This is a genomic window from Streptomyces sp. L2 (assembly GCF_004124325.1).
Classification (GTDB): domain Bacteria; phylum Actinomycetota; class Actinomycetes; order Streptomycetales; family Streptomycetaceae; genus Streptomyces.
In genome coordinates, this window is sequence record NZ_QBDT01000001.1 from 2859864 (window position 1) to 2883993 (window position 24130).

The window sequence follows — 24130 nt, forward strand, 5'->3', positions numbered from 1 at the left end:
CGCCCGTACCACCCCGGTCGGGGGAACCTCAGGGGCGGATCGGGCCGTCAACAGCCACCCGCCCATGGGGCGCGGCGGGCGATCAGTACCTAGCCAACTCCCTTGCTGGCCAGGTTGGTTAGGGTGTTCAGGCGCTCAGTCGAGGGGCCGATCTAGGGTGTTTTGACCCCTGCTTTGCCTCGCGGGTGAGGATCGCGCGCGCTACCGTGCCCGCATGGACACCACCCGCAACAGCGTTCTTGAGGCGTGGATGACCGAACACGGCTACAGCTCCAACGGCCTCGCCGAGGCCGTGAACAGAGCCATCGAGCAGCTGACCGGACGCCCTGGTGGACTCGACGGATCGTCGGTCCGCGCATGGAAGGCGGGCCGGGTCACGTGGCCAAAGTCAGCTGCACGCAAGGCGCTTGAGGATGTCACCGGACTGCCCGCCATCGCCTTGGGGTTCGTGCCACGGAGTCGACCTCCGTCCACCCCGGACCCGCAGCAGGAGGAGCCCAACATGAAGCGCCGCACCCTCGTCGGCAGCATCGCTGCGGCTGCCGCAGCAGCAGCCGCACCCGGCGCATCGCCGCGCCGCATCGGCATGAGCGACGTCAACCGCCTCAACAAGCGCTTTGCCGAGATCGTCGCCAGCGACCACCGCCACGGCGGACAACTCGGCATCGAGCAGCGGGCCGCCGCCCTCGCCGACGAGGCACTCAACCTCCAGAACGCCGGCAACGCCACCCAGCGCGTACGAAGCAACCTCTACGCGTCCGCAGCCGCCTTCCGCTCCTCCGCGATGTGGGCCGCCATCGACGGCCGGCGCTACGACGTCGCCAAGGCCCACATGCGCGAAGCCCAGGCCCTCGCCGAGATGTCCGGCGACCAGGCGATCAAGTTCCGCATCTGGAGTCACGCGGGGACCATGTATCGCCACATGGGACGACCGGCGGACGCGGTCGCCGCCAACGACGTCGCCCGCAATCTGCACATCACGCGCCGTGACCCGCTGTTCGCTTCCCTCGGTCTGGCCCGACAAGGTGCCATCCACGGCGCAGCTCAGGAGCGCACCTGCACTCGCCGCGCGTTCGAGCAAGCTCAGGACGCCATGCTGCGCGCCGACCCTGCCGACCACCGGCCTGTGTGGATGCTCGCCTTCTACGACCAAGCCGAGTTGGACTCTCTGGCCCTCGCCGCACACTCGGCGCTCGGCGACTACTCGACCGCGGAGTACCACGCCCACCGTTGCCTGTCCGCGCTCCGGCCCCACATGGTCAGGTCCCGCGCCATCACCACCACCCGGCTCGCCCACGCACAGCTGGCCCAGGGCGCCCCCGACGCCGCCACGGCCACAGCGATGAAGGTCCCCTCCGAAGCCGCCACCCAACACGCCCGGGTCACGCGCATGTTGCAGGAGTTCGGGGCCGCACTGCGCGCCACCGCGCCGGGCAGTTCCATCGTGCAGACCTGGACCGAGCACACCGCCACCTGGAGGACAGCCGCATGACCACGGCTCCCGCCATCGAACTGCGCACCTTCACCACCCTCGACACCATCCGCGGCGACCTCCTCGACGTGTACGCCGACGTACGCGCCCCCCTCCTTCACCTGCCGAACTACGCCGTCACCTCATTCGGCGAACGCCTCGACCGCCACGGCGTCGAACCGGGCTTCACGGCGGTGCTCGCATACGCAGACGGTCACCCGGTCGGCTACGCCTACGCCAACGCCATCGAGCACGGTGACCGCTACTGGCAGCGCACCAGCCCGACGCCGGCCGAAAAGTACACCGAGCGCTCGGCCATGGCCCTGAAGGAGATCGGCGTCCGGCCGGCCTGGCGCAAGACCGGCACGGCCCGCCGCATCCACGACGCTCTCCTGGCCACCCGCGACGAGCCCTACGTGACGCTCATGGTCAACCCGGCCGCCGGAGACGGAAAGGTCCACGCGCTCTACAAGTCGTGGGGATACGAGGACATCGGACAGAGCCAGCCGTCACCGACCTCACCGGTCCTCGCCGTGATGATCCGCGCTAGTGACTTCGGCTCGTCGGGGTGAAATCGGGCGCCTTGGTCTGGGCGCGGGTGTGTGCCGTGCTGTGTAACTAGAATTGCCCCGCGTGACAGTCACCGGGATGGATATCACGCAGGAACTCGTCCGGGGTCTGCTGTGGGAGCAGTGTGCGGACCTGGCGGATCGGCCGTTGAGGCTCGGCGCGGTCGGGTGGGACAACCAGGTGTGGCGGCTCGGGGACGACCTCGCGGTCCGGCTGCCGTGGGCCACGGAGTCCGCGGATGCCTTGCTGCGCAAGGAGTTCGCCTGGGTGCCCCGTCTCGCTCCGCACCTGCCGCTGCCGGTCCCCGTGCCGATGCGCCTCGGTGAGCCTTCCGGACGGTTTCCGCGGCCCTGGCTCGTCACCACCTGGGTGCCGGGCGAGCCCGCCGACCGTGCGCCCGCGACGCGCCCCGAGGAGGCGGCCGTCGCACTGGCCGGTTTCCTGACCGCCCTGCACCGCCCGGCTCCTGACGAGGCGCCGGTGGGACGGGACCGGGGCGGACCGCTGAGTGACACCGCAGAGGCGTTCGCCCGGGGGCTGGCCTCCGCCACCGAACTGGGGCTCGTCGGCGACCCCGACGCGGTCCGTGCCGTCTGGGAAGACGCCGCCGCCGCGCCGGGCTGGTCAGGACCCCGTCTCTGGCTCCACGGCGACCTGCACCCGGCCAACGTCCTGACGGCGAACGGCGCCTTCTGCGGAGTGATCGACTTCGGTGACCTCTTCGCCGGAGACCCGGCCTGTGACCTCGCCGCCGCGTGGATCCTGCTGCCCGACGGCGCCGTCGACCGCTTCCACGCGGCCTACCGGCCCGCCCCGGACCCCGCGACCCTGCGCCGCGCACGCGGCTGGGCGGTACTGCGTGCCCTGTCCTGCCTCCACATCGGACACGCCGGTGTCCACGGCCGCCCCGGAGGGAAGGCGACCTGGGGCCCGCCTGCCCACGACTCCCTGCGACGCCTGACCGCATGACCTCAGGGGAGGACTCTGCACAGCGCCTCCAGGGTGGCGGGCCAGGTGCTGTCCGGTGGGGTGGCGTAGCCGACCACCAGGGCGTCGGAGTGGGGGGTTCGGGAGTGGGGGTGGCGGTGGAGGGAGAGGCCATGGAGGGCCAGGCCCTGCCAGGTGGCTGCTTGGACCACTGACTGTTCGGTGCCGGGGGGCAGGCGGAGGACGGCGTGGAGGCCGGCGGCGATGCCCGTCACCGTGACGGACGGGGCGGTGTCGGCCACGGCCGCCGTGAGGGCGTCCCGGCGACGGCGGTAGCGCAGGCGGGAGGCGCGGACGTGGCGGTCGTAGGCGCCGGACGTCAGGAACTCGGCCAGGGTGAGCTGGTCCAGGACGCCGCACGTGTCGATGCGGCCCTTCGCCGCGAGCGCCTCCTCGGCCAGGGACGGCGGCAGCACCATCCAGCCCAGGCGCAGGCCCGGCGCGAGGGACTTGCTGGCGGTGCCGAGGTAGACCACCCGGTCGGGGTCCAGGCCCTGGAGCGCGCCGACGGGCTGGCGGTCGTAGCGGAACTCGCCGTCGTAGTCGTCCTCCAGGACCAGTCCGCCGGTGCGCCGCGCCCAGTCGACGACGGCCGCCCGCCGGTCGGGGTGGAGCGGGGTGCCCATGGGGAACTGGTGGGCGGGGGTGAGGAGGACCGCCGCGGCCGTGTCGTCCAACGGGCGGGTATCGGTGCCCAGTTCGTCGTACGGCAGGGGTGGCGTGCGCAGGCCCGCCTCGCGGAGGAGTGACCAGTGCACGTCCAGGCCGTACGACTCGACCGCCACCGTCCGCGCCCCGCGCGCCCGCAGCACCGTGCCGAGGATGCGCAGGGCGTGCGCGAAACCGGCGGTGATCACGATCGTCGCGGGGTCGGCGCGGACGCCCCGGGCGCGCGCGAGGTAGCCGGCGAGGGCGGTGCGCAGTTCGGGCCGGCCGCGCGGATCGCCGTAGCCGAGGGCGTGGAAGGGGGCCGTGGCCAGGGCTCGGCGGGCGGCCTTGAGCCACTCGGTGCGGGGGAAGGCCGCCAGGTCGGGGGTGCCGGGGATGAGGTCGAGGGTGGGGCGGGCGGGCTCCCGCTGCCGGGGGGCGCCGGCCTCCGGGGGGACCACGGCCCGCTCCGGCACCCGGGTGCCCGAGCCCTGGCGGGCGGTGAGCCAGCCCTCGGCGACCAGGTCGGCATAGGCCTCGGCGACCGTGTTGCGGGCGATGCCCAGGTCGACGGCGAGGGCGCGGGAGGACGGCAGCCGGGTGCCGGGGGCGAGCCGGCCGGTGCGGACCGCGTCCCGCAGCGCGTCGGTGAGGCCGCGGCGCACCCCACCCGCGGCGGACGGTTCGAGATGCAGGTCGATGCCCAAAGTGGCCCATGATTCCACCATGGGAATGGACCATACTCCTGGGCAGCCTGGCTCGTAGGGTCGAGAGCATGAGCATGGACGAAACGGTCGAGTACGCCCCCGAGCACGCCCCCCGCCTGCAGTGGGCCCAGCACGCCCCCGAGGTCTACAAGGCGATGATCAGGCTGGAGGCGGCGGTCCGGAAGGGCCAGGACCCCAAGCTGTACGAGCTGGTGAAGATCCGCGCCTCGCAGCTCAACCACTGCGCCTTCTGCCTGGACATGCACACCAAGGACGCGCTCGCGGCCGGTGAGAGCGTGGAGCGGATCGTGCAGCTCAGCGCGTGGCAGGAGTCCCGGCACTTCTACACGGAGAAGGAACTGGCCGCCATCGAGCTGACCGAGGCGGTCACCGTCCTGACTGGGGGCACCTCCCGGACGGAGTCTGGGGGAGGCTTCGTGCCGGACGAGGTGTACGAGCGGGCCGCCAAGCTGTTCGAGGAGGCCGAGCTGGCCCGGCTGATCGCCGCGATCACGGTGATCAACGCCTGGAACCGGTTCGGCGTGACCACCCGGATGACGCCGGGCCACTACCAGCCGGGGCAGCACGCGTGAGCGAGGTGGACGTCTTCCGCGCGCTGCACCTGGGGCGCGCTCCCGGCGATCCCCTCGTGCTGCCCGGCCCGTGGGACGCGGCCAGTGCCCGTACCTTCGTCGAGGCGGGGTTCCCCGCGCTGGCCACGCCCAGCGCGGGCGTGGCCGCCGCCCTCGGGTACGCGGACGGGTCGACGCCGGCCGACGAGATGTTCGCGGCGGTCGCCCGGATCGTACGAGCGGTGGACGTGCCGGTGTCGGCGGATGTGGAGGGCGGCTACGGCCTCCCCGCGAAGGAGCTCGTCGAGCGGCTGCTGGAGGCGGGGGCCGTGGGGTGCAATCTGGAGGACTCGGGTGCGGGGGGTGTCCTGAAGGACCCGCGTGAGCAGGCCGAGTTCCTCGCGGAGGTGCGGGCGGTGGCCGGTGACCGGCTGTTCGTCAACGCCCGTGTCGATGTGTTCGTGCACGGTGACGGGGATGCCGGGAAGGCGATCGAGCGGGCCGCGGCGTATGTGGCGGCCGGGGCCGACTGCGTGTATCCGATCTTCGCTCCGGCGGAGGTGCTGCCGGTGCTGCGGGAGGGGATCCCGGGGCCGCTGAACATGCTGGCGCGGGTGGGGGGTGAGGGCCCCGGGCTCGCCGTGCTGGGCGAACTCGGGGCTACTCGGGTCACGTTCGGGCCTGCGCTTCAGCGGGGGGCGCTGGCCGCTTTGAGGGAGCTTTGCCTGGGGCTCCTCTGACAGTGGCCTGTGGTGTCGTTCCTCGGCGGCGGCGCCGTCGTGGCTGGTCGCGCCCACGCGGCGGAGCCGCATATGAACACAGCCCCGCGCCCCTTTGGGGCGCGTCCAGGGCGCTGCCCCTCGCCGGAGTCATGACTCGACGGGGTTACGCCTCGCGGTGGGCGGTCCTCGGGCGGAAGCGGCGGTAGAGGACCGCTCCTGCTGTGAGGGAGGCGAGGCTTGCGGCGGCGGGGATCCACGGGTTGTCCGCGCCGGTGTGGGCGAGCATGGGGCCCGTCCGCTCCCGTACGACGGTGGTCCGGTGGGCCTTGGTGGTGTGGTGGGCCCGCGACTTGGTGGGCTGGTCGGCGGGGCCGTTGACGGACTCGTTGCCGAAGACCGGGTTGCCGACGCCCACCGCGTTCACGCTGTTGCCGCTGAGGTTCACGGGCAGGTGGACGGGGAGCTGGAGGCCGTTGCCGGAGAGGATGCCCGGAGAGTCCTCGGTGACGCCGGAGGCCGAGGCCCCGCCCGACGTGGAGGAATTGCCGTCCCTGGACGTCGGGGAGCCGTGGTGCCCGGACGAGCCATGGTGCCGGTCCCGCGAGGGGCCCTGGTGCCCCGTGGCCGAGGACGCCTTGTCCCCGCCGGAGTCGCCGCCGTGGTTGGCGCAGCTGTTGCCCATCGCGGGGTTGAGCAGACCGACCACGTCCACGGTGTTCCCGCACACGTTGACGGGGACGTCCAGCGGCACCTGGACACTGTTGCCGGAGAGGACCCCGGGCGAGCCGCTCGCGGAGCCGTCCGCGGCGGAGTCGGCGTAGGCCGACCCCGCGACCGCCATCGCACCGGAGGCGACGGCCATGGCGATCACACTGTTTCGGGTAGCCCGTTTCATGGGTTCCCTGCCCTTCCAGACGTGGCGCGGGCACTCACCCGCGCCAGGTCAAACGCAAAAGAAACGAAAAAGTGGTGGTTTGTCAGCCGGTGAGGTCAGAAGGCCCCGTTGTTGCAGCCCATGTCGGAGCCGAGGTGGCTCTGCTGGGCGCCCGGGTTGCCCTCGCCGTTCAGCACGTTGCCCGCGAGGCCGGTGAGGGCGCCGACGCTGCCGAGGACCTCGATGTTCATGTCGTGCGAGCGGCACTCGGTGCCCTGCGTGACGTCGATGTCGTGACCCGGCTCTCCGTGGGCGAGGGCGGTGCCGGCGCCGAAGGAGCAGACACTGCCGAGGACGGCGCCCACGAGGACTGCCTTGTGGAGCTTGCGCATTGGTTCTCCGTTGGTCTAGCGGTTGGTCGAAAAGGGGATGCGGGCGGAGCGGGGGGTTGCGGGGCCCCGGTCAGCCGAGTCGGGGCAGGCCCAGCTGGCCGACGGGAGGCGCCGCGATCTGGCCGAGGCCGACCGGGGAGAGCTGCGGCACGCTCGGCTGGCCCAGCACCGGGTTGATGAGCGGGTTCACCTGCGGGTTCAGCTGGGGGTTGACCTGCGGGGTGACCTGCGTCGGGCCCGACTGGGGGGCGAGGCCGGGGGGCATGGCCACCTGCGGGGCGACCTGCGGCATGACCTGGGGTACGACCTGCGGCACGACCTGCGTCGGCGCGGCCTGCGGCTGGCCGTAGGCGGGGGCCGGCTGCTGGTACTGCGGAGCCGGCGCCATCTGCTGCTGCGGGTACGGCGACGTGGTGGCCTGGGCGGTGCCCTGCGAGGAGGCCGAGGCGGCGGCGTACCCGGTCTGCTGCGGGTACTGCGGCGCGGGGGCGTACTGGGGCGCGGGCTGCTGGTACTGCGGCGCGGGGGCGGGCTGCTGGTACTGGGGTGCGGGCTGCTGGTACTGCGGGGCCGGCGCGGCCTGCGGCTGGCCGTAGGCGGGGGCCGGCTGCTGGTACTGCGGCGCGGGCTGCTGGTAGACGGGGGCGGCCGTGGCCCGGGCCGTGCCCTGCGAGGAGCCGGCGGCGTAGGCGGCCTGCTGGGGAGCGGGCGCCTGGGGTGCGGCCAGGGGAGCCGGCTGCTCCGGAGCCGGCGCCGGCGCGGGACCGCCATATCCCACGGGGGCGTCGGCCTGGCTGACGCCGGCGCCGATGGCGGACAGACCACTGGCCGCTGCCAGCACGATCGCGGCCTTGTGAAGCTTGCGCATGGAACCCTCGGCCCTTCAGTACCTGAATGAGGAAGTCGACTGGGAGCCGACAGCGTCCGCTTCACTTACCGCAGGTCCGCGTCCACTGCCCTCTCCCCGCTGAAACGAGGATTGTCCGGCCGGGGTCACGGCCGCCCAAACGTGCGTCACCCGTTTGCCGCCCCCGGAGCGCGTGTCGCCGCCCGTACGGCGTGCGGCAAACGGGTGACCACGGCGCGGCGGCCGTATCCGAGTCCGCGCGAATGTCGTTCCCCCACGGGGCGAGGACGATGGTCCGTCGCGGCCTTTCACTGTCATTGCCATTCAGGGCCACGGCGACAGCACCACCCGCGCTGCCTCATAAGTCATTTCATCAGTTTCCCTGCACAGGTCAATGAAGGGCCGAGGATTCCATGCGCAAGCTTCAGAAAGTCGCGCTCATCGTCGCAGCAGCCGGTGGTCTGGCCGGAGTTGGCGCCGGTCCCGGCTCCGCCGCCCCGCTCTATCCCGGCACCGCGCCAACTCCCCTCTCGCAGCAGGACGCCCAGGCGGCCTCGGCCACCAACGCGCAGGCGAGCGTGCAGTCGTACGGCACGCCGGCCCCGGAGCAGTCGCGCGGCACCGAGGTCGCGCCGCAGGTGAACCCCCAGCTGAACCCGCAGATCAGCCCCCAGATCTCCTCGCCCGCCCCGGCGCAGCAGACGGCGCAGAACGGGCCCGTCGGCCAGGCCAACCTGTTCCGCCCCTACCAGGAGTGCAGCCCGCAGACGCTGCTCGGCGCCAACGTCCCGGTGGCCCTGCTCGCCGCCGCCGAGACCCGGGGTGTCGACTGCACGCAGGCGAACAGCCAGTCCAACTCCTTCGCCAGCGCGCAGTCGCAGACGCAGTACCAGGGCTGACGGCCCCAATTCGCCGTCGTGCACGGGCCTTTCGGCAGGCATGGCCGAGAGGCCCGTTCGCTGTGCGATACGACATTGGGGTGTTTTTGACGCGCCGTCGACCGAGCGGCGTGCCGCTGCCCGTTTTTGGCGTATTTCCTACTAATCTCCCGTGTCTGTAAAACATCGATCTGTCACAGATCGCACCACTCACTCCCCCGGAGATGACATGCGCAAGCTTCGCAACGTCGCCGTCCTCGTCGCCACCCTCGGCACGATCGGGCTCGCCAGCGGTACCGCCTACGCGGGCGGCATGGGCGGCGAGCACGGCGGCGACCACGGCGACCGCTTCAACATCACCCAGAGCTCCCAGTGCCGGTCGCACGACCTGAACCTGGACGTCCTCGGTGAGGTCGGCCTGCTGAACGGTGTTCTGGGCAACGCCCTGAACGGCGAGGGCAACCCGGGCGCCCAGGCCACCAACCTCGGTTCGACCATGGGCTGCAACAACAGCGCGTTCTGAGACCTTGTCCGGCGCTGCGGCGCGGGACGGTGAATGGTCCCGGCACCGGGCCTGCGGCCGGGTGCCGGGACCATTTGTGTGCGCCGGAATAGCCGAACCCGTCAAACGCAGTGAAAAACAATCGATTTCGGCGCGTCGCACGATATTTTCGAGAATTTCGTATCAGCCTTTATGGCACAGCTGGCGATTTCGCAAAGATCGCACCCACCTCATTCCACCGGAGATCACATGCACAAGCTCCGCACCACCGCCGTTCTCCTGGCCGCGTTCGGAAGCCTCGGCCTCCTGGGCGCCGGAACCGCCTATGCCGGCCAGGGCGGGGGCCACGGTGACGAATTCCAGATCACGCAGAGCAGCACCTGCCGGTCGCACGACAGCAACGTCGACATCCTCGGCGAGGTCGGCATCCTCAACGGCCTGGGCGGCAACCTGCTGAACGGCGAGGGCAACGCGGGTGCGCAGCAGTCGTCCCTGGGTTCGAGCATGGGCTGCAACAACTCGTTCAAGTAGGACGAGCGCGGCACACAGGGCCGAAGAACGACGGTCCCCGGTGCTCCGACCACTGGTCGGGACACCGGGGACCGTCGTCTGTGCGGGCGGTCCGCGGGGGTGCTCACCACTCGATGTGCGGCTTCTTGAAGCCCTTGGGCAGCTTGGCCGTGTTGGAGCAGTCGATGTGCTCGCCGACGCTGGTGGAGCCGCCGTCCGTCAGCCGGTCGTCGGGGAACACCACGCGCGGGCGGTCGGACGTGGAGCAGTCCTGCGCCTGCCTGATGATGTGCTTGCCGTCCTTGTCCTGCCGGGTCTCGCTCTTGTGCACGCAGACCGTGCCGCCCTGCGCGGTGGTCTCGCAGCCGTCCGTGGGCCCGGCGGCGTACGCGTGTCCGGCGCCGACGCAGAACGCGGCGAGGCTGCCGACGAGCCCGGTGACCGTGGCGATCTTCCGTGTAGTGAACATGAGTTGTCTTCCTTCGCGGCGAGAGTTGCTTCGGGAGTTACGTGGGGTGTGACGTCGGGAGTACGAGGGAGCCCGGGCGCGCGTACCGTCGCCGGCCGTGCGCCCGGGCCGCAGAGGTCCGGACAGCGCCGCGGCCCGGACGCCCGCCCCCGACAGGGTCGACGTGCGTCCGGGCCGCCTTGGGTGCGTGCTTACTGGTCACCCTGGTTCTGCTCGTAACCGCCCTGCTCCGGACCGGCGTTGCCCTGCACCTGCGGCTGCGCCTCGGGCTGGGCCTGCTGCTCCTGGGGCTGGGCCTGCTGCTCCTCGGGCTGCATCTCCGGCTGGGGCGCCGGCATGTTGTAGAGGTAGTCGCCGCCGGTGGCCACGGCGTTGGCCGTCGAGTTGGCCACAGCGGTGATCTGCGGGGGCGCGTCCTCGCCGCCGGCGGCGGAGCTGACCCCGGCACCGAGGAAGGAGATCCCCGCGACGGCCGCCGCTACGACTGCAACGCGCTGAAACTTACGCATGGAAAGACCCTTTCGTGTCCGGGCGAACGCCCGGCCTGACTACTTAGTGTGAGCATATACACACAATCCGTAGTTACCGAGGATCTGGCCACGCTCATGCGGCGCGTATGCCCCGTCTGCCGTACCGGAGTTACGGTGCCCCGACCCGAGTCAGGGTGCCTCCACCGGAAGGATCCGGCCCATGGGGCGCATCGCCGCGTCTCCGGCCCAGCCCGGCTCGTCGGCCCTGAGCGGCGCCACACCCATCGTGGGCTGCGCCGGGGCGACTCCCATCGTGGGCTGCGTGGGAGAGACCCCCACCGTCGAGGGGTTGCAGGTCACCGTGGGGCCGTACAGCTCCGAGCCGTTGCCCAGGACGGCGGGCACCCGCACCGGCTGCTGCTGCTTGCAGGTGTCCTGGTGCGGCAGGCTGCCGCCCTCGGGAACCTCGCCCTTGATCCGCTGCGTACAGCTGAGGTTGCCCAGGAGGTCGCGCGTACAGGTTCCCGGGTCTGCGGCGGCGTGCGCCGCGGTGAGGCCGAGGCAGGACGCGGCGAGGCCGCCGACGAGTCCCGAGACGGCCGCGATCTTCTTCCTGCTGAACATCTGGGTGCGCTTTCCTTGGTAGGGATGCCCGGACGACGCGGCCGGACTCAGCCGCCGAAGGCGTTGTTGTACTGGCCGCAGGTGGTGTCCAAGGTGTCGGAGAGGCCGAGGACGGCGAGCGGGACGTCGTTCTCGGACACCGTCTGCGGGCTGCACTCCTGGTAGGGGCGGTACTGGTCGGACACCTGCGGCTCACTGCCGTAGGCGTCGGCCATGGCGGGGGCGGCGCCCACGGCGGACAGTCCGCCTGCGACCGCCACTGCTGCGATCACGACCTGCTGAAGCTTGCGCATGGAACCCTCGGTCCTTTGCTCATACGGCGAATTGATGGCCCAGTGCGGCTGCACGCGCACTGGCGGTGGTGGTGAAACCCGCTTCGTACGGACTATCCGTCACAAGTGGGATGTGGTTACCCGGAATCACCCGTTGGGTGTCAACTGGCCTCAACCAGCCACATCAGATGACGAATCATCCGGCGGCGGCCGAGCGGCGGGAACGGGCGTCAGGACAGCGCCGGCTCCGCGAGCAGCGGGCGCTCGGGGGCGGGCACGGAGAGGATCAGGTCGCGCAGCCTTTCGACGTACCGCCGTACGTTCTTGTACGCGATGTCGGTGTCCGGGTAGCGGCAGGCGAACCACAGGCCCTCGTTGAGCCGGTTGACCCAGGCGCACAGCTGGTCGCCGTACGACACCCGGATCAGCCCGTACGCCTTCTGCTCGGCCCAGTCGGCGGCGCCGGGGATCAGCCGGGCGTCCACGTACGAGATGATCGAGTACATGTCGGGCGAGGTCGGCCGGAAGTCCGCGCCGAGCAGCCGCAGGACGCGCGCCAGCGGAATGCGCGCCAGCGTCCGGTTGGCCCGCAGCTCGGCACGGACGGTGCTGAGCGCGGTCTGCAGGTCCGGCGCCGCGGGCACCTCGATCGGCGCTCCGCCGACGTACCAGCCGACCGAGTCCGACCACGCGGACTTCAGCCGGGTGTGGAACGGCACGACGGTGCGGTAGACCGGCTGCCCGCCGAGCTCGTGGACGATCAGGCTGGTCGCGGCGAGGATGCCGACGAGGCTGCCGCCGTAGGGCCGGCAGTACGCCTCGAACGCGGCGGCGGCGTCCGCGTCGACGAGCGGCTCGCACACCAGCTTCTGGGTGGGCAGCTCCCCGCCCGGCCGCAGACCGAGGTCGACGGGGAACTCCGGGAGCCGGCCGTCGCAGCGGGCGATGAACTCCCGCCAGCGCGCGACGATCGCGTGGGTGTCGTCGATGCCGTCCGCGTTCGCCCGCTCCTGCTCGCAGAAGTCGACGTAACTGCCCACGGACGGGCTGCTGACGGGCACGCCGGTGACGTCCGCCGTGTACAGCGCGGTGATCTCCTCCGGGATGCGGTGGATCGAGTAGGCGTCGACGTTGGTGTGGTCGAAGGCCAGGTACACGCTGGTGGTGTCGTCGCGAACGACCGCCGCGTAGATGAGGTTGGGCCAGCCGAGCGCGTCCGCGGTGGCGTCGAACCGGTCCTGGAGATAGCGGACCAGCGCGGCCGGGTCGGTGAAGTCGCCGACCTCCTCGCGGTGCAGGGACACGTCGTTCTCGTCCAGCGTGAACCGCTGCATCTCGTCCCCGGCCCACCTGAAGCCGCTGCGCAGCGTCTCGTGCCGCAGCGTCCAGCCGCGCAACGCCCGTTCCAGGGCGTCGAGGTCGGCCCGGCCGGGCAGGTCGAAGGCCGCGCCGAGCCAGGTCGGTACGAACAGTCCGTCCTCCCGTACCGACCGGGCGGTCCTGATGTGCGACTCCTGGATGTACGCCGGCGGCCGCGGATCCGGTGGCAGCGCCGCCGCGGCCGCGATGGTCGCCGGGCTGAACCTCCACTCGACGAGCCGTCCTGGCCGGACCTCGCAGCGCTGGATGTCAGAAATTCGCACGGTGGCGTCTCCTTCGCAGAAGACACCAGCTTGCTGAAGGGCGGGCCGTACGCGCGCCACGGGCGCGGTGGAGGCCCGCTTTTCAGCGGGATGTGTGATACCTCGAACGAGGAAGCGAGGCACCACGCCCGTGCCGCACGGTTCAGGACAGCGGAATCAAGACAGCCACTTCTTCCAGACGGACGGGTGGCTGTCCACCCACTTCTTCGCCGCGTCCGCCGGTTTCATCTTCTTCTCGGCGATCATCAGCGAGACCTCGTTCTGGTCCTGGGTCGTCCACTTGAACTTCTTCAGGAACTGGGCCGCCTTCCCGCCCGACTTGGCGAAACCGGCGTTGAGGTACTTCTGCAGCGGGGTGCGCGGGTAGGCACAGGCGACCTTCGCCGGGTCGGCGTCGCAGCCCTCCTTGTACGGCGGCAGCTTCACCTCCGTCATCGGCACCTTCTCGAACAGCCACTGCGGGGCGTACCAGTACGACAGGAACGGCTTCTTCTCCTTGGCGAACTGCTTGATCTGGGTGATCTGCGCCGCCTCGGAACCGGCGAAGACTACCTGGTAGTTCAGCTTCAGGTTCTTCACCAGCGCCTTGTCGTTGGTGACGTACGACGGGGAGCCGTCCATCAGCTGGCCCTTGCCGCCGCTCTCCGCGGTGCGGAAGAGGGAGGCGTACTTGTTCAGGTTCTTCCAGTTCGTGATGTCGGGGTGCTGCTTGACCAGGTAGGTCGGGACGTACCAGCCGATGTGCCCGGTGACCCCGAGGCCGCCGGCGGGCGCGATCGTCTTCTTGTCCTCGACGTACCGCTTCTCCTGGTCGGGGTGGCCCCAGTCCTCCAGGATGGCGTCGACACGGCCCTGACTGAGCGCGTCCCAGGCGGGCACCTCGTCGACCTGGACGGTGTCGACGCGGTAGCCGAGCTTGTGCTCCAGGATGTACTGGGCGACGGCCACGTTGGACTGGGCGCCGACCCAGGACTGCACCGACAGGGTGACGGTCTTCGAACCCCGCGCGTTGGCGAACGGCGAGGCCTGCTTGGTCATGTCGGCGGCGCCGCAGCCGGTGAGCAGCGTCAGCGCGGACGCGGCGGCGACGGCCACCGGGACGGTCGTACGGATGTGGGTGCGCGTACGCATGTCAGGCTCCCTTCCTCGCGCGGCGTTCCGTCGGCTGCGTCACCCGGTCGAGCATCAGGCCGAGGCAGACGATGGCGGCACCGGCGACCAGGCCGGTCGCCAGGTCGCCCTGGGCCAGGCCGAAGACGACCTGGTAGCCGAGCGCGCCACCGCCGACCAGGCCGCCGATGATGACGACGGCGAGGACGAGGACCACACCCTGGTTGACGGCGAGCAGCAACGAGCGGCGGGCCAGCGGGAGTTGCACCTGCCAGAGCTGCTGGCGGCTGGTCGCGCCGAGCGAACGCGCGGACTCCAGCGCGGCCGGGTCGACCTGCCTGAGGCCCTGCGCGGTGATCCGGACGACGGCCGGCAGCGCGTACACGACGGCCGCCGCGGCGGCGGGCGCGCGGCCCACGCCGAACAGGGCGACGACCGGGATCAGGTACACGAACTGCGGCATCGTCTGGAAGACGTCCAGGACCGGGCGCAGCGCGCGGTCGACGCGGTCGCTGCGGGCGGCGGCGATACCGGCCGCGAAGCCCAGGACGAGGGTGACGGCGACGGCGGCCAGCACCTGCGACAGCGTGTCCAGGGACGGCCTCCACACGCCGAGCACGCCGATCGCGGCCATCGCGAGCACGGCCGTCAGAGCGGTGCGCCAGGTGCCGATCAGCCAGGCCAGCGCGGCGACGACCAGCAGCACCGCCCACCAGGGCAGCCCCTGCAGGCCGGAGCGGACCGGGTTCAGGACCCAGGTGGTGAAGTGGCCCGCCCAGTCGGCGGTGCCGCCGACGACCGGGACACCGGAGTAGAGGTGGGAGGTCATCCAGTCGACGGCCCGGTCGACGGGCGAGGCGATGTCCACGGTCCAGGAGGCGGGCCAGTCGGGCCGGCCCAGGAGCCGGGCGGCGAGCGCGACGGCGACGGTGCCGCCGAGGACCGCGGCGAGGGCCACGGCACGGGCGTACGGCCCCCCGAGCGGGCCGGGCTGCTCGTGGCTGGACCGCCCACGGCCGGACTGCTCGCGGCCGGCGCCGGCCGCGCCGGTCACGCGGTCCAGGACCACCGCCAGCAGCACGATCGGGATGCCGGCGGCGAGGGCCGCACCCACGTCGACGGAGGCGAGGGCCTGGTAGACGCGGTCACCGAGGCCGGCGGCGCCGATGACGGAGGCGATGACGGCCATGGACAGCGCCATCATGATCGTCTGGTTGAGGCCGAGCAGGAGTTCCTTGCGGGCCAGCGGGATGCGGGCGGTCAGCAGCCGCTGGCGGGCGGTGGTGCCGAGCGACTCCACGGCCTCCAGGACCTCGGGGTCGGCGCCGCGCAGGCCGAGCGCGGTGAGGCGGGCCATCGGCGGGGCGGCGTACACGACGGTGGCGAGGACGGCCGCGGGGACGCCGATGCCGAAGACCAGGACGACGGGGAGGAGGTACGCGAACGCCGGGAGCACCTGCATGGTGTCCAGCACCGGGCGCAGGGCGCGGTCCATCCGGTCGGAGAGACCGGAGGCGAGGCCGAGGAGCGCGCCGACGGCCACGGAGACGAGGACGGCTACGACCATGAGGGCGAGGGTCTGCATCGTGGGCACCCACATGCCGAGCGCGCCGCAGGTGAGGAAGGCGGCGGCCGTGCCTGTGGCGAGCTTGATGCCGCCCAGGCGCCAGGCGAGGAGGGCGCCGAAGGCGGTGACGCCGGCCCAGCCCGCGGCGAGGAGGGTGAGGTAGACGGCGCGGACGGCTATGACGACGGCGTTGCTGATGTAGCCGAAGAAGTAGAGGAAGAGGGGGTGGCTGTCGCGGTTGTCGATGATCCAGTCGTTGACCTTGCCGAGGGGGTGGGAGAGGTCGACGGTGAGGGCGTGCGGCCAGGCGCCGCTGCCCCAGTGGGTGTTGAGGATCGGGGCGAGGATCGCTGCGGCTAGGGCTAGGACGAGGAGTTTGCGGGTGGCCCGGGATTTCAGGAGGGCCGGGGTTCTCGTACTGGACGTCGTCGCTGTGAGCGTTGCCATCAGACGGCCTCCGGGGTGCTCGGGCCCGGGGGTTGGGTCGCTTCCCGGCGCTGTGCGGGTGCCGCTGCGCCCACCCGTGCCGCCCCAGCGGCACGACTGCCCGCAGCTACGTCGGCGGCGGCGTCCGCGTCCGCTGCAGGGTGGGCTGCCGCCCCAGCGGCACGACTGCCCGCGGCTACGCCGGCCACTACTCCGAGCAGTTGCTCGTGGTCTACCACTCCCAGGCATCGGCCCTCGGTCATTACTCGGGCCGGGGTGCCGGTGCGGGCTACTGCTTCTATGGCTTCGGAGACTGTGGTGTCGGGGGTGACGGCGGGGCCGTCGGTGGTTTCGGCGGGGGTGGCGGGGCGCATCGCGGTGCGGCAGGTGAGGACCTGTTCGCGCGGGACGTCGCGGACGAACTCGCGAACGTAGTCGTCGGCCGGGGAACCGACGATCTCCTCCGGGGTGCCGAGCTGGACGACCTGGCCGTCACGCATCAGGGCGATGCGGTCGCCGAGTTTGAGGGCCTCGGAGAGGTCGTGCGTGATGAAGACCATGGTGCGGCCCTCCTCGCGGTGGAGGCGGGTCACCTCGTCCTGCATGTCGCGGCGGATCAGCGGGTCGAGGGCGCTGAACGGCTCGTCGAAGAGGAGCACCTCGGGGTCGACGGCGAGGGCGCGGGCGAGGCCGACGCGCTGGCGCTGGCCGCCGGAGAGCTGGCCGGGGCGGCGCTTCTCCATGCCCTCCAGGCCGACCTTGGCGACGACCTCGGCGGCCCGTGCGCGCCGCTCGGCCTTGCGGACGCCCTGGACCTCAAGGCCGTACGCCACGTTGTCGAGGACCGTGCGGTGCGGGAGCAGGCCGAAGTGCTGGAAGACCATAGCGGCCCGGTGGCGGCGCAGTTCGCGCAGCCGGGAGCGGTCCATGGCGCGGACGTCCTCGCCGTCGATGGCGATCGTGCCGGCCGTCGGCTCGATGAGGCGGGTCAGACAGCGGACGAGGGTGGACTTGCCGGAGCCGGACAGGCCCATGACGACGAACACCTCGCCCTTGCGGACGTCGAACGAGACGTCCCGGACGGCGGCCGTGCAGCCGGTGCGGGTGCGCAGCTCGGCGGGGTCCAGGGCGGCCAGTTCGGGGTCGGCGGGGACGCGGTCGGCCTTGGGACCGAACACCTTCCACAGGCCGTCGACGGAGAAGACGGGCGTGCCGGACGCGTCGTCGGTGGGGGGCTTGCGGGTGGGGACCGTGAGCGCCATCAGGCGTCACCTCCTATCAGGTCGACGGCCTTCTCCCCGACCATGAGGACGCCGATCATCGGGTTGACGGCGGGCATGGTGGGGAAGACGGACGCGTCGGCGATGCGGATGCCGTCGAGGCCTCGGATCTTCAACTGCGGGTCGACGACGGCGAGTTCGTCGTCGGCGGCGCCCATCTTGCAGGTGCCGGCGGGGTGGTAGACGGTGTGGGCGACCTTGCGGGCGTACTCGCTGAGTTCGGCGTCGCCGAGGATCTCCGGGCCGGGGCAGACCTCGCGCTTGAGCCAGCCGGCGAGCGGTTCGGACCTGGCGATCTCGCGGGCGATGCGGATGCCGTCGACGAGGGTCCGCGCGTCGTAGTCGTCCTCGTCGGTGAAGTAGCGGAAGTCCAGGGCGGGCTTCACCGCCGGGTCGGCGCTGGTGAGGTAGAGCCGGCCGCGGGACTTGGGCTTGGGGATGTTCGGTGTCATGGAGACGCCGAACTCGGGCCGCTGGTAGCCCAGTCGCTCGGGGTTGTCGGTGAACGGGATCTGGTAGAAGTGGAACATCAGGTCGGGGCCGGCGTGGCCGGGGTCGCGGCGCACGAAGAGGCCCGCGTCGGAGTCCATCGCGGAGTTGTCGGGGATCGGCCCGTTCGTCTCCCAGACGATGACCGACTCGGGGTGGTCGAGCAGGTTCTCGCCGACGCCGGGCAGGTCGTGGACGACGGGGATGCCGAGCGCTTCGAGGTCCTGGCGGGGCCCGATGCCCGAGTGCAGCAGCAGACGCGGGGAGTCGACGGCGCCCGCACACAGGACGACCTCGCCGCGGGCCCGTATCAGCAGGTCCTCGCCGTCCTTGGTGCGCACGTGCACGCCCTCGGCGCGGGTGCCGTCCAGCTCCAGCCGGTGCGCCCAGGTCTCCAGGAACAGGTGCAGGTTGGGGCGTTCGTCCATGACCGGGTGCAGGTACGCCACCGACGCCGAGGACCGCTTGTTGTCCTCGGGGTGGTAGGCGAGGTCGAAGAATCCGACGCCCTCGCTGAAGGGTTTCCGGTTGAAGCCCTCGACGCGGGGTACCCCGAGTGCCGTCTGGGCGGCGTCGACGAAGTCGCGGGCGATGGCGTTCCGGTCCTTCTCGTCGACGGGGACGATGTTGTTCTTCAGGCGGGCGTAGTACGCCTCCATGGGCACCGCGCCCCAGCCCTTGGCGCCGGCGGCCTCCCACTCGTCGAAGTCGGAGGGCAGGGGCTTGAAGGCGATGAGGGTGTTGTGCGAGGAGCAGCCGCCGAGGACGCGGGCGCGGCTGTGCCGGATGTGGGAGTTGCCGCGTGGCTGCTCGGTGGTCGGGTAGTCGTAGTCGAGGTCGCCGCCGAGGAGGCCCATCCAGCGGCGCAGGGTGAGGACGTCGTCGCGGCCGACGTCGCTGGGGCCGCCCTCGATGACGGCGACGGTGACGTCGGGGTCCTCGGTGAGGCGGGAGGCGATGACGGAGCCCGCCGTGCCGCCGCCGATGACGACGTAGTCGTAGACGTGGGGGGTCTCGGACATGAGGGTGTTACTCCAGAGAGGCCTGAGGGGTCAGAGAGGTCGGTCGGAGAAGAGGGAGGGCGGGTGGGCTCAGCCGGCGAACCAGCGCACGGGCTCGGGCGCGAGGTTCTCGTACACGTGCTTGGTCTCGCGGTACTCGGCGAGCCCGGCGGGGCCCAGTTCGCGGCCGGTGCCGCTCTTGCCGAAGCCGCCCCACTCCGCCTGCGGCAGGTAGGGGTGGAAGTCGTTGATCCAGACGGTGCCGTGGCGCAGGCGGGCGGCGACGCGGCGGGCGCGGGCGGTGTCGGCGCTCCAGACGGCGCCGGCGAGGCCGTACTCGGTGTCGTTGGCGAGGAACACGGCCTCGTCCTCGGTGCGGAAGGTCTCCACGGTGAGGACGGGCCCGAAGACCTCCTCGCGTACGGCCTTCATCTCGCGGTGGCAGCCGTCGAGGACGGTCGGCTCGTAGAAGTAGCCGGTGGCGGGGCGTTCCGCGGAGGGCTCGGGCCGCTTGCCGCCGCAGCGCAGCAGGGCGCCCTCGGCGAGCGCGGAGGCGACGTACGCCTCGGTCTTGGCCCGCTGCTGCTCGGAGACGAGGGGCCCGCACTCGACGCCGGTCTCGGTGCCCCGGCCGAGCCTGATCCTCTGGGCGCGGCGGGCGAGTTCGGTGACGAAGCGGTCGCGGACGGACTCCTCGACGATGAGGCGGGCGCCGGCCGAGCAGACCTGGCCGCTGTGGATGAACGCGGCGTTGAGGGCCTGGTCGACGGCGGTGTCGAAGCCGTCGTCGGTGGCGCAGGCGTCGGCGAAGACCACGTTCGGGTTCTTGCCGCCGAGTTCGAGGGCGACCTTCTTGACGGTGGGCGCGGCGGCCTGGGCGACCTTGACGCCGCTGACCAGGCCGCCGGTGAAGGAGACGAGATCGACGTCGGGGTGTTCGGCGAGGCGGGCGCCGACGGTGTGGCCGGGGCCGGTGACGAGGTTGGCGACGCCTGCGGGCAGGCCCGCCTCCGCCAGCAGCCCGATCAGCGCGATGGTGGTCATCGGGGTGATCTCGCTGGGCTTGACGACGAAGGTGTTGCCGGCGGCGAGGGCCGGAGCGATCTTCCAACTGGCCTGGAGGAGCGGATAGTTCCAGGGCGTGATGAGGGCGCACACGCCGACGGGTTCGTGCACGACGACGCTGTGGATGCCGGGCGAGCCCGCGTCGACGACCCGGCCGGGCGCCTCGGCGGCGACCAGGTCGGCGAAGTAGCGGAAGGCGTCGGCGACGCAGTCGATGTCGACGCGGCCCTCCTCGACGGTCTTGCCCGCGTCGCGGCTCTCCAGCAGGCCGAGTTCCTCGCGGTCGCGGACGAGGAGGTCCGCGACGCGGCGCAGCAGTGCGGCGCGTTCGGCGACGGGTGTGCGCGGCCAGGGGCCGGTGTCGAAGGCCTGCCGGGCGGCGGCCACCGCCCGTTCCGCGTCCTTCTCGTCGCCCTCGGCGACGACGGCGAACGGCAGGGCGTCCGCCGGGTCGACGATCTCGCGCGTGGCGCCGGAGACCGCGTCCAGCCAGTCCCCGGCGACGTGGACCGTCGCCCGGGTGTCTCGTTCCGTTCTGTCCGCCATCATCCGTATTGCCTTCCGTTCCAGTTCCGTACCCCTCTGTCACACACGTGACCCACTCGGGGACCGTGACCGCCTGCCCGGCCACCCGAATCGCATGCGCGATCGGTGACCGAAAGTGCGGGGGGTCACTACTAGTTCGGAAGAAATATGATGAAACCGGACATTTCGTCGACGCTGAGAGGGGTCCAGCTCCTCAGACCTGGAAGCCGGCGGGCGGGTCCTCCCCCACCCGCCCGTCCACACCCTCCCTGAGCAGATCGGCGTGGCCGGCGTGCCGGCCGTACTCCTCGATCATGTCGACGAGCAGCCGCCGCAGGCTCGGCGACTCCCCGGTGCGCGAGACGTACGCGGCCCGGTACCCGGCACCACCGTCGGCGACGGCCTCGGCCACATGCTCGCGGGAGCGGGCGACGGCGTCCCGCCACAGCCCGCACAGCGCCTCCGGGCTGTCCGTGGCGGCCGACCGCCACTCCCAGTCCGGCTCGGCGTCCCAGTCCACCGCGTCCCACGGCGCGGGCATCGGCCGCCCGAGCAGCCGCCGGGTAAGGTACTCGTCCTCGACGAGCGCGAGGTGCTTGAGCAGCCCGCCCAGCGTCAGCGAGGACGTGGACAGCCTCGCGCCCAGCCCGGCCGCGTCCAGGTCGGCGCACTTCCAGGCGAACGTCCGCCGCAGCCGCTCCAGGGACCCTATGAGCGTGTCGGTCTCGGTGCCGGCCACGGGGGGTTCGTACAAGGGGAGTTCGGTCATGGGCGCGACAGTACGCCGCGCCCAGCTCCCGGGTCAGCGGCCGTTGGTCAGTTCGGCTACGCCGGCGCCCGCGAACTTCTCGTCCAGGTCGCCGGAGGGGGCACCCGCGACACCGATGCCCGCGATCGGGGTCTTCCCGGCGTCCACGGGTGCGCCGCCGGCCAGGAAGAGGGTGCCGGGGATGTCCTTGAGGTTGGGGGCCTGCGCCAGGCGCTCGGCCAGTTCGGAGGTGGGGGCGTTCCAGGCGACGGCGGTGTAGGCCTTCTTGACCGCCGACTCGTACGACTGCGGGCCGGCGCCGTCGCCGCGCAGGGTGACGACGGTGTTGCCGTCGCGGTCCACGACGGCGACGGTGACGTGCTGGTTCTCCTTCTCGGCGGCGTCCAGCGCGGCCTGCGCGGCGTCGGTGGCTGCCTCGATCGTGAGGCGCGTGGAGGTGGTCGTGGTCTTGGCCTTCAGGGCGGCCGAGGAGACGGGGGCGGCCTGGGTCGCCTGGGCGGCCGTCTGAGGTTCCGCGGAGGCGGAGACCGCGCCGCCGATGGCCACGCCGGCGACCGCGAGGGCCGCGGTCGCGGTGACGGTGACGAGCTTGGCGCGGGTGGAGGACTTCTCGGCCTTGTGCTGCATGGTGTGCGACGTCCTGTCGTGTGGTCGGTGCATCGTGGCGGGCTGCCCGGCCGGGTGGCCGGACGGACCCCGGGGCACGTGGTGCGCCCTGCCTCCACCCTCCGGCCGCGACCCCCTCACTCCCGTCGGCACACCGGCTCGTCCCGGCGCGCGGGACGGACGACACGAGGGTCATCCGATCGGTTGACCCACCCGCGCTCGGCGCCGCGCCGCCGAGCGTCCGCCCACCCCGCCGCGCTGACCTGTTCCGACCCACCGGGCCCGCCCGCTACGGCAGCAGCCTCTGCTCCTTCGCGACGGCGACCGCGCCGGACCGGGTCTCCACGCCGAGCTTGGCGTAGATGCGGCCCAGGTGGGTCTTGACCGTGGCCTCGCTGATGAACAGGGCGCGGGCGATCTCGCGGTTGCCGAGTCCCTGGGCGAGCTGGGCCAGGATGTCGCGCTCACGGTCGGTCAGGGTGGGGCGGCCCGCACCGCGCATGCGGTCCATGACACGGCCGGCGACCGGCGCCGACAGGGCCGTACGCCCCTGGGCCGCCGCGTGGATCGCGGCGAAGAGCTCCTCGGGGCGCTCCGCCTTCAGCAGATAGCCGGTGGCGCCGGCCTCGATGGCGCGGGTGATGTCGGCGTCGGTGTCGTACGTCGTCAGCACCAGGACGTGGACGTCCGGCGTGGCGATCCGCCGGGTGGCCTCGACGCCGTCGATGCCGGGGCCCAGCTGGAGGTCCATCAGCACGACGTCCGGCTTCAGCTTCGCGGCCGTCGCGACCGCCTCCTCGCCGCGGCCGGCCTCGCCGACGACCTCGATCCCGTCGGCGCTGCCGAGCAGGGCGAGCAGTCCGGCGCGGACGACGGCGTGGTCGTCGCAGAGCAGGATCCGTACGGTCACTCTTCGTCCTCCTCCTGGGGCCCTTGAGTCCGATGGGCCTCCCGGGTCTCCCGTACCTCTTGGCCCGTCAAGGGGATCGCGGCGGACACGACCGTGCCCTCCCCCGGCCCGGACTCGATTGTGAGGGTGCCGCCGAGCCGGCGTACCCGGGCGCGCATGGCGGGCAGTCCGTGCCCGCGCCCGTCCGCCGTCCGGGCGTGGCCCGGCTCGAAGCCGCTGCCGTCGTCGGCGACGTCGAGGACGATCTGGTCGCCGAGGTAGGTGAGGGTGAGCGCGGCGGACCGTGCGGCGGCGTGCTCGCGGACGTTGGCCAGCGCGCCCTGGGCGATCCGCAGCAGCGCCGACTGCACCCCGTCCGGCACTGGGACGGGGCTGCCGTCGACCCGGAAGCCGGCCGACTCGCGGTCGGCGAGCAGCCGTAGCGCCTCCGTCAGGCTGCCGCCCTCGGCGAGATCCGCGGGCGCGAGGTCGTGCACGAAGCGGCGGGCCTCGGCGAGGTTGTGCTCGGCGATGGACTCGGCGGTGCGTACGTGCCGGCGTGCGGTTCCCGGGTCGCTGTCCCAGGTGCGGTCGGCGGCCTGGAGCAGCATCCGCTGGCTGGACAGGCCCTGGGCGAGGCTGTCGTGGATCTCCATGGAGAGCCGCTGCCGCTCGGCGAGGGTGCCCTCACGGCGCTCGGTGTCGGCCAGTTCACGGCGGGTCCTGATCAGGTCGTCGATCAGGGCGCGCTGCCGGCCGGCCTGCCGCTCGGCGTGCACGTACACCGCCGTCGCGAGTGCGGCCACCGCGGGTGGCGCGACCAGCAGGTTCGGGTCCCAGCCGCCGTGCGACAGCTTGACCTGCGCGGCCACCACGAACACGGTCAACAGGGCGACGAGGACGAGCGCGGCGCGTGGCCGGAGGGTGCGCAGGCCGGTGTAGAACAGCGGTACGGCGCACCAGGCGAAACTCGGGGCCAGCACGACCAGGACCGCCCATACCGCGACGACCGTGACCAGCCAGGCGATCCTGCGCGGGGCCGCGAGGGTACCGAGGGCCGGCCCGAGGACGTACAACGCGGCCAGCGCGGCGGACAGGACGATGATCCAGGGGCTGCGGCCCTGCCAGGGGTGCCGCAGCAGGAAGCGGAGCAGCGAGGCGCCGAGCAGCAGGAAGAACGCGAGGTGCATGACGCGCGCCAGCCACCGGGCGTCCGGGTCCCGCTCCATCCTTCGTCCTCCGCAG

General features: G+C 71.9%; 26 protein-coding genes. 8 read left to right on the forward strand and 18 right to left on the reverse strand.

Annotation, left to right across the window (positions count from 1 at the left end):
- Positions 1 to 214: 214 nt before the first annotated feature.
- From DBP14_RS12190 to DBP14_RS12200, 3 genes are all read left to right on the forward strand, one after another.
- Positions 215 to 1492, forward strand: a complete 1278-nt coding sequence (locus tag DBP14_RS12190; protein ID WP_129307264.1) for an XRE family transcriptional regulator — start codon at positions 215 to 217, stop codon at positions 1490 to 1492.
- Entirely contained in the window at positions 1489 to 2043 is a 555-nt protein-coding gene (locus DBP14_RS12195) for a GNAT family N-acetyltransferase (protein WP_129307265.1), read from the forward strand. Before DBP14_RS12190 ends, DBP14_RS12195 begins: the two co-directional genes overlap by 4 nt.
- 76 nt (positions 2044 to 2119) lie before the next feature.
- Positions 2120 to 3010 carry an aminoglycoside phosphotransferase family protein gene (locus DBP14_RS12200; protein WP_206739255.1) on the forward strand — a complete coding sequence of 297 codons (891 nt, stop codon included), beginning with the start codon at positions 2120 to 2122 and terminating at the stop codon, positions 3008 to 3010.
- A 2-nt stretch (positions 3011 to 3012) separates the two neighbouring features.
- On the opposite strand, the gene DBP14_RS12205 is transcribed toward DBP14_RS12200, so the two are convergent.
- Positions 3013 to 4404 carry a PLP-dependent aminotransferase family protein gene (locus tag DBP14_RS12205; protein WP_129307267.1) on the reverse strand — a complete coding sequence of 464 codons (1392 nt, stop codon included), beginning with the start codon at positions 4402 to 4404 and terminating at the stop codon, positions 3013 to 3015.
- Positions 4405 to 4451: 47 nt separating this feature from the next.
- On the opposite strand from DBP14_RS12205, the gene DBP14_RS12210 reads away from it, so the two are divergent.
- Together DBP14_RS12210 and DBP14_RS12215 are read left to right on the forward strand one after the other, a co-directional pair.
- Positions 4452 to 4976: a carboxymuconolactone decarboxylase family protein gene (locus DBP14_RS12210; protein ID WP_129307268.1), complete on the forward strand. Its 525-nt coding sequence runs from the start codon at positions 4452 to 4454 to the stop codon at positions 4974 to 4976.
- The gene (locus tag DBP14_RS12215) at positions 4973 to 5695 is read left to right on the forward strand and encodes an isocitrate lyase/phosphoenolpyruvate mutase family protein (RefSeq protein ID WP_129307269.1); all 723 of its coding nucleotides are present in this window, start codon (positions 4973 to 4975) and stop codon (positions 5693 to 5695) included. Before DBP14_RS12210 ends, DBP14_RS12215 begins: the two co-directional genes overlap by 4 nt.
- A gap of 145 nt (positions 5696 to 5840) precedes the next feature.
- Here DBP14_RS12215 and DBP14_RS12220 read toward each other — a convergent pair whose 3' ends face one another.
- The 3 genes from DBP14_RS12220 to DBP14_RS12230 all read right to left on the reverse strand — a co-directional run bounded on the left by DBP14_RS12220 (position 5841) and on the right by DBP14_RS12230 (position 7811).
- A complete protein-coding gene (locus DBP14_RS12220) occupies positions 5841 to 6539 on the reverse strand; it encodes a chaplin (RefSeq protein WP_277752699.1) in 699 nt (232 codons plus the stop codon).
- 128 nt (positions 6540 to 6667) lie between these two features.
- Positions 6668 to 6943: a hypothetical protein gene (locus tag DBP14_RS12225; RefSeq protein ID WP_129307271.1), complete on the reverse strand. Its 276-nt coding sequence runs from the start codon at positions 6941 to 6943 to the stop codon at positions 6668 to 6670.
- Positions 6944 to 7013: 70 nt separating this feature from the next.
- The gene (locus DBP14_RS12230) at positions 7014 to 7811 is read right to left on the reverse strand and encodes a hypothetical protein (RefSeq protein ID WP_129307272.1); all 798 of its coding nucleotides are present in this window, start codon (positions 7809 to 7811) and stop codon (positions 7014 to 7016) included.
- A gap of 392 nt (positions 7812 to 8203) precedes the next feature.
- On the opposite strand from DBP14_RS12230, the gene DBP14_RS12235 reads away from it, so the two are divergent.
- The 3 genes from DBP14_RS12235 to DBP14_RS12245 all read left to right on the forward strand — a co-directional run bounded on the left by DBP14_RS12235 (position 8204) and on the right by DBP14_RS12245 (position 9701).
- Positions 8204 to 8689, forward strand: a complete 486-nt coding sequence (locus tag DBP14_RS12235; protein WP_129307273.1) for a hypothetical protein — start codon at positions 8204 to 8206, stop codon at positions 8687 to 8689.
- 208 nt (positions 8690 to 8897) lie between these two features.
- Positions 8898 to 9191, forward strand: coding sequence for a hypothetical protein (locus tag DBP14_RS12240; protein WP_129307274.1), 294 nt, complete (start codon positions 8898 to 8900; stop codon positions 9189 to 9191).
- Positions 9192 to 9419: 228 nt separating this feature from the next.
- Positions 9420 to 9701: a hypothetical protein gene (locus DBP14_RS12245; protein ID WP_129307275.1), complete on the forward strand. Its 282-nt coding sequence runs from the start codon at positions 9420 to 9422 to the stop codon at positions 9699 to 9701.
- 103 nt (positions 9702 to 9804) lie between these two features.
- Here the strand turns inward: DBP14_RS12245 and DBP14_RS12250 are convergent, their stop codons facing one another.
- The 14 genes from DBP14_RS12250 to DBP14_RS12315 all read right to left on the reverse strand — a co-directional run bounded on the left by DBP14_RS12250 (position 9805) and on the right by DBP14_RS12315 (position 24114).
- Complete coding sequence (locus tag DBP14_RS12250; protein ID WP_206739256.1) at positions 9805 to 10149, reverse strand: hypothetical protein; 345 nt, start codon at positions 10147 to 10149, stop codon at positions 9805 to 9807.
- Between the two features lie 191 nt (positions 10150 to 10340).
- Positions 10341 to 10658, reverse strand: coding sequence for a hypothetical protein (locus tag DBP14_RS12255; RefSeq protein WP_129307276.1), 318 nt, complete (start codon positions 10656 to 10658; stop codon positions 10341 to 10343).
- 150 nt (positions 10659 to 10808) lie between these two features.
- Positions 10809 to 11243: a hypothetical protein gene (locus tag DBP14_RS12260; RefSeq protein WP_129307277.1), complete on the reverse strand. Its 435-nt coding sequence runs from the start codon at positions 11241 to 11243 to the stop codon at positions 10809 to 10811.
- Positions 11244 to 11290: 47 nt separating this feature from the next.
- The gene (locus tag DBP14_RS12265; protein WP_129307278.1) at positions 11291 to 11536 is read right to left on the reverse strand and encodes a hypothetical protein; all 246 of its coding nucleotides are present in this window, start codon (positions 11534 to 11536) and stop codon (positions 11291 to 11293) included.
- A 209-nt stretch (positions 11537 to 11745) separates the two neighbouring features.
- On the reverse strand, positions 11746 to 13158 hold the full coding sequence (locus DBP14_RS12270; RefSeq protein WP_129307279.1) for a condensation domain-containing protein: 1413 nt from the start codon (positions 13156 to 13158) through the stop codon (positions 11746 to 11748).
- A gap of 156 nt (positions 13159 to 13314) precedes the next feature.
- Positions 13315 to 14289, reverse strand: coding sequence for an ABC transporter substrate-binding protein (locus DBP14_RS12275; protein WP_129307280.1), 975 nt, complete (start codon positions 14287 to 14289; stop codon positions 13315 to 13317).
- A gap of 1 nt (position 14290) precedes the next feature.
- Positions 14291 to 16282 (reverse strand): ABC transporter permease subunit, encoded by a 1992-nt coding sequence (locus tag DBP14_RS12280; RefSeq protein ID WP_129307281.1) that lies wholly within the window; start codon positions 16280 to 16282, stop codon positions 14291 to 14293.
- The gene (locus tag DBP14_RS12285) at positions 16282 to 17523 is read right to left on the reverse strand and encodes a betaine/proline/choline family ABC transporter ATP-binding protein (RefSeq protein WP_129307282.1); all 1242 of its coding nucleotides are present in this window, start codon (positions 17521 to 17523) and stop codon (positions 16282 to 16284) included. Before DBP14_RS12285 ends, DBP14_RS12280 begins: the two co-directional genes overlap by 1 nt.
- Positions 17523 to 19052, reverse strand: coding sequence for a GMC oxidoreductase (locus tag DBP14_RS12290; protein ID WP_129307283.1), 1530 nt, complete (start codon positions 19050 to 19052; stop codon positions 17523 to 17525). The genes DBP14_RS12285 and DBP14_RS12290 overlap by 1 nt, the downstream gene beginning before the upstream one ends.
- A 69-nt stretch (positions 19053 to 19121) precedes the next feature.
- Positions 19122 to 20642 carry an aldehyde dehydrogenase family protein gene (locus DBP14_RS12295; protein ID WP_129311812.1) on the reverse strand — a complete coding sequence of 507 codons (1521 nt, stop codon included), beginning with the start codon at positions 20640 to 20642 and terminating at the stop codon, positions 19122 to 19124.
- 193 nt (positions 20643 to 20835) lie between these two features.
- On the reverse strand, positions 20836 to 21390 hold the full coding sequence (locus DBP14_RS12300) for a DUF664 domain-containing protein (RefSeq protein WP_129307284.1): 555 nt from the start codon (positions 21388 to 21390) through the stop codon (positions 20836 to 20838).
- A 33-nt stretch (positions 21391 to 21423) separates the two neighbouring features.
- Positions 21424 to 22017, reverse strand: a complete 594-nt coding sequence (locus DBP14_RS12305; protein WP_129307285.1) for a heme-binding protein — start codon at positions 22015 to 22017, stop codon at positions 21424 to 21426.
- A 268-nt stretch (positions 22018 to 22285) separates the two neighbouring features.
- Entirely contained in the window at positions 22286 to 22906 is a 621-nt protein-coding gene (locus DBP14_RS12310) for a response regulator transcription factor (protein WP_129307286.1), read from the reverse strand.
- Entirely contained in the window at positions 22903 to 24114 is a 1212-nt protein-coding gene (locus tag DBP14_RS12315; protein WP_241740880.1) for a sensor histidine kinase, read from the reverse strand. The genes DBP14_RS12310 and DBP14_RS12315 overlap by 4 nt, the downstream gene beginning before the upstream one ends.
- Positions 24115 to 24130: the final 16 nt, after the last annotated feature.

What these genes read in the sequence shown, in the direction of transcription:
- DBP14_RS12190 (WP_129307264.1), top strand. Translation starts at nt 215, where the DNA reads ATGGACACCACCCGCAACAGCGTTCTTGAGGCGTGGATGACCGAACAC.
- DBP14_RS12195 (WP_129307265.1), top strand. Translation starts at nt 1,489, where the DNA reads ATGACCACGGCTCCCGCCATCGAACTGCGCACCTTCACCACCCTCGAC.
- DBP14_RS12200 (WP_206739255.1), top strand. Translation starts at nt 2,120, where the DNA reads ATGGATATCACGCAGGAACTCGTCCGGGGTCTGCTGTGGGAGCAGTGT.
- DBP14_RS12205 (WP_129307267.1), bottom strand. Translation starts at nt 4,404, where the DNA reads ATGGTGGAATCATGGGCCACTTTGGGCATCGACCTGCATCTCGAACCG.
- DBP14_RS12210 (WP_129307268.1), top strand. Translation starts at nt 4,452, where the DNA reads ATGAGCATGGACGAAACGGTCGAGTACGCCCCCGAGCACGCCCCCCGC.
- DBP14_RS12220 (WP_277752699.1), bottom strand. Translation starts at nt 6,539, where the DNA reads ATGGCCGTCGCCTCCGGTGCGATGGCGGTCGCGGGGTCGGCCTACGCC.
- DBP14_RS12225 (WP_129307271.1), bottom strand. Translation starts at nt 6,943, where the DNA reads ATGCGCAAGCTCCACAAGGCAGTCCTCGTGGGCGCCGTCCTCGGCAGT.
- DBP14_RS12230 (WP_129307272.1), bottom strand. Translation starts at nt 7,811, where the DNA reads ATGCGCAAGCTTCACAAGGCCGCGATCGTGCTGGCAGCGGCCAGTGGT.
- DBP14_RS12235 (WP_129307273.1), top strand. Translation starts at nt 8,204, where the DNA reads ATGCGCAAGCTTCAGAAAGTCGCGCTCATCGTCGCAGCAGCCGGTGGT.
- DBP14_RS12240 (WP_129307274.1), top strand. Translation starts at nt 8,898, where the DNA reads ATGCGCAAGCTTCGCAACGTCGCCGTCCTCGTCGCCACCCTCGGCACG.
- DBP14_RS12245 (WP_129307275.1), top strand. Translation starts at nt 9,420, where the DNA reads ATGCACAAGCTCCGCACCACCGCCGTTCTCCTGGCCGCGTTCGGAAGC.
- DBP14_RS12250 (WP_206739256.1), bottom strand. Translation starts at nt 10,149, where the DNA reads ATGTTCACTACACGGAAGATCGCCACGGTCACCGGGCTCGTCGGCAGC.
- DBP14_RS12255 (WP_129307276.1), bottom strand. Translation starts at nt 10,658, where the DNA reads ATGCGTAAGTTTCAGCGCGTTGCAGTCGTAGCGGCGGCCGTCGCGGGG.
- DBP14_RS12260 (WP_129307277.1), bottom strand. Translation starts at nt 11,243, where the DNA reads ATGTTCAGCAGGAAGAAGATCGCGGCCGTCTCGGGACTCGTCGGCGGC.
- DBP14_RS12265 (WP_129307278.1), bottom strand. Translation starts at nt 11,536, where the DNA reads ATGCGCAAGCTTCAGCAGGTCGTGATCGCAGCAGTGGCGGTCGCAGGC.
- DBP14_RS12275 (WP_129307280.1), bottom strand. Translation starts at nt 14,289, where the DNA reads ATGCGTACGCGCACCCACATCCGTACGACCGTCCCGGTGGCCGTCGCC.
- DBP14_RS12280 (WP_129307281.1), bottom strand. Translation starts at nt 16,282, where the DNA reads ATGGCAACGCTCACAGCGACGACGTCCAGTACGAGAACCCCGGCCCTC.
- DBP14_RS12285 (WP_129307282.1), bottom strand. Translation starts at nt 17,523, where the DNA reads ATGGCGCTCACGGTCCCCACCCGCAAGCCCCCCACCGACGACGCGTCC.
- DBP14_RS12290 (WP_129307283.1), bottom strand. Translation starts at nt 19,052, where the DNA reads ATGTCCGAGACCCCCCACGTCTACGACTACGTCGTCATCGGCGGCGGC.
- DBP14_RS12295 (WP_129311812.1), bottom strand. Translation starts at nt 20,642, where the DNA reads ATGGCGGACAGAACGGAACGAGACACCCGGGCGACGGTCCACGTCGCC.
- DBP14_RS12300 (WP_129307284.1), bottom strand. Translation starts at nt 21,390, where the DNA reads ATGACCGAACTCCCCTTGTACGAACCCCCCGTGGCCGGCACCGAGACC.
- DBP14_RS12305 (WP_129307285.1), bottom strand. Translation starts at nt 22,017, where the DNA reads ATGCAGCACAAGGCCGAGAAGTCCTCCACCCGCGCCAAGCTCGTCACC.
- DBP14_RS12315 (WP_241740880.1), bottom strand. Translation starts at nt 24,114, where the DNA reads ATGGAGCGGGACCCGGACGCCCGGTGGCTGGCGCGCGTCATGCACCTC.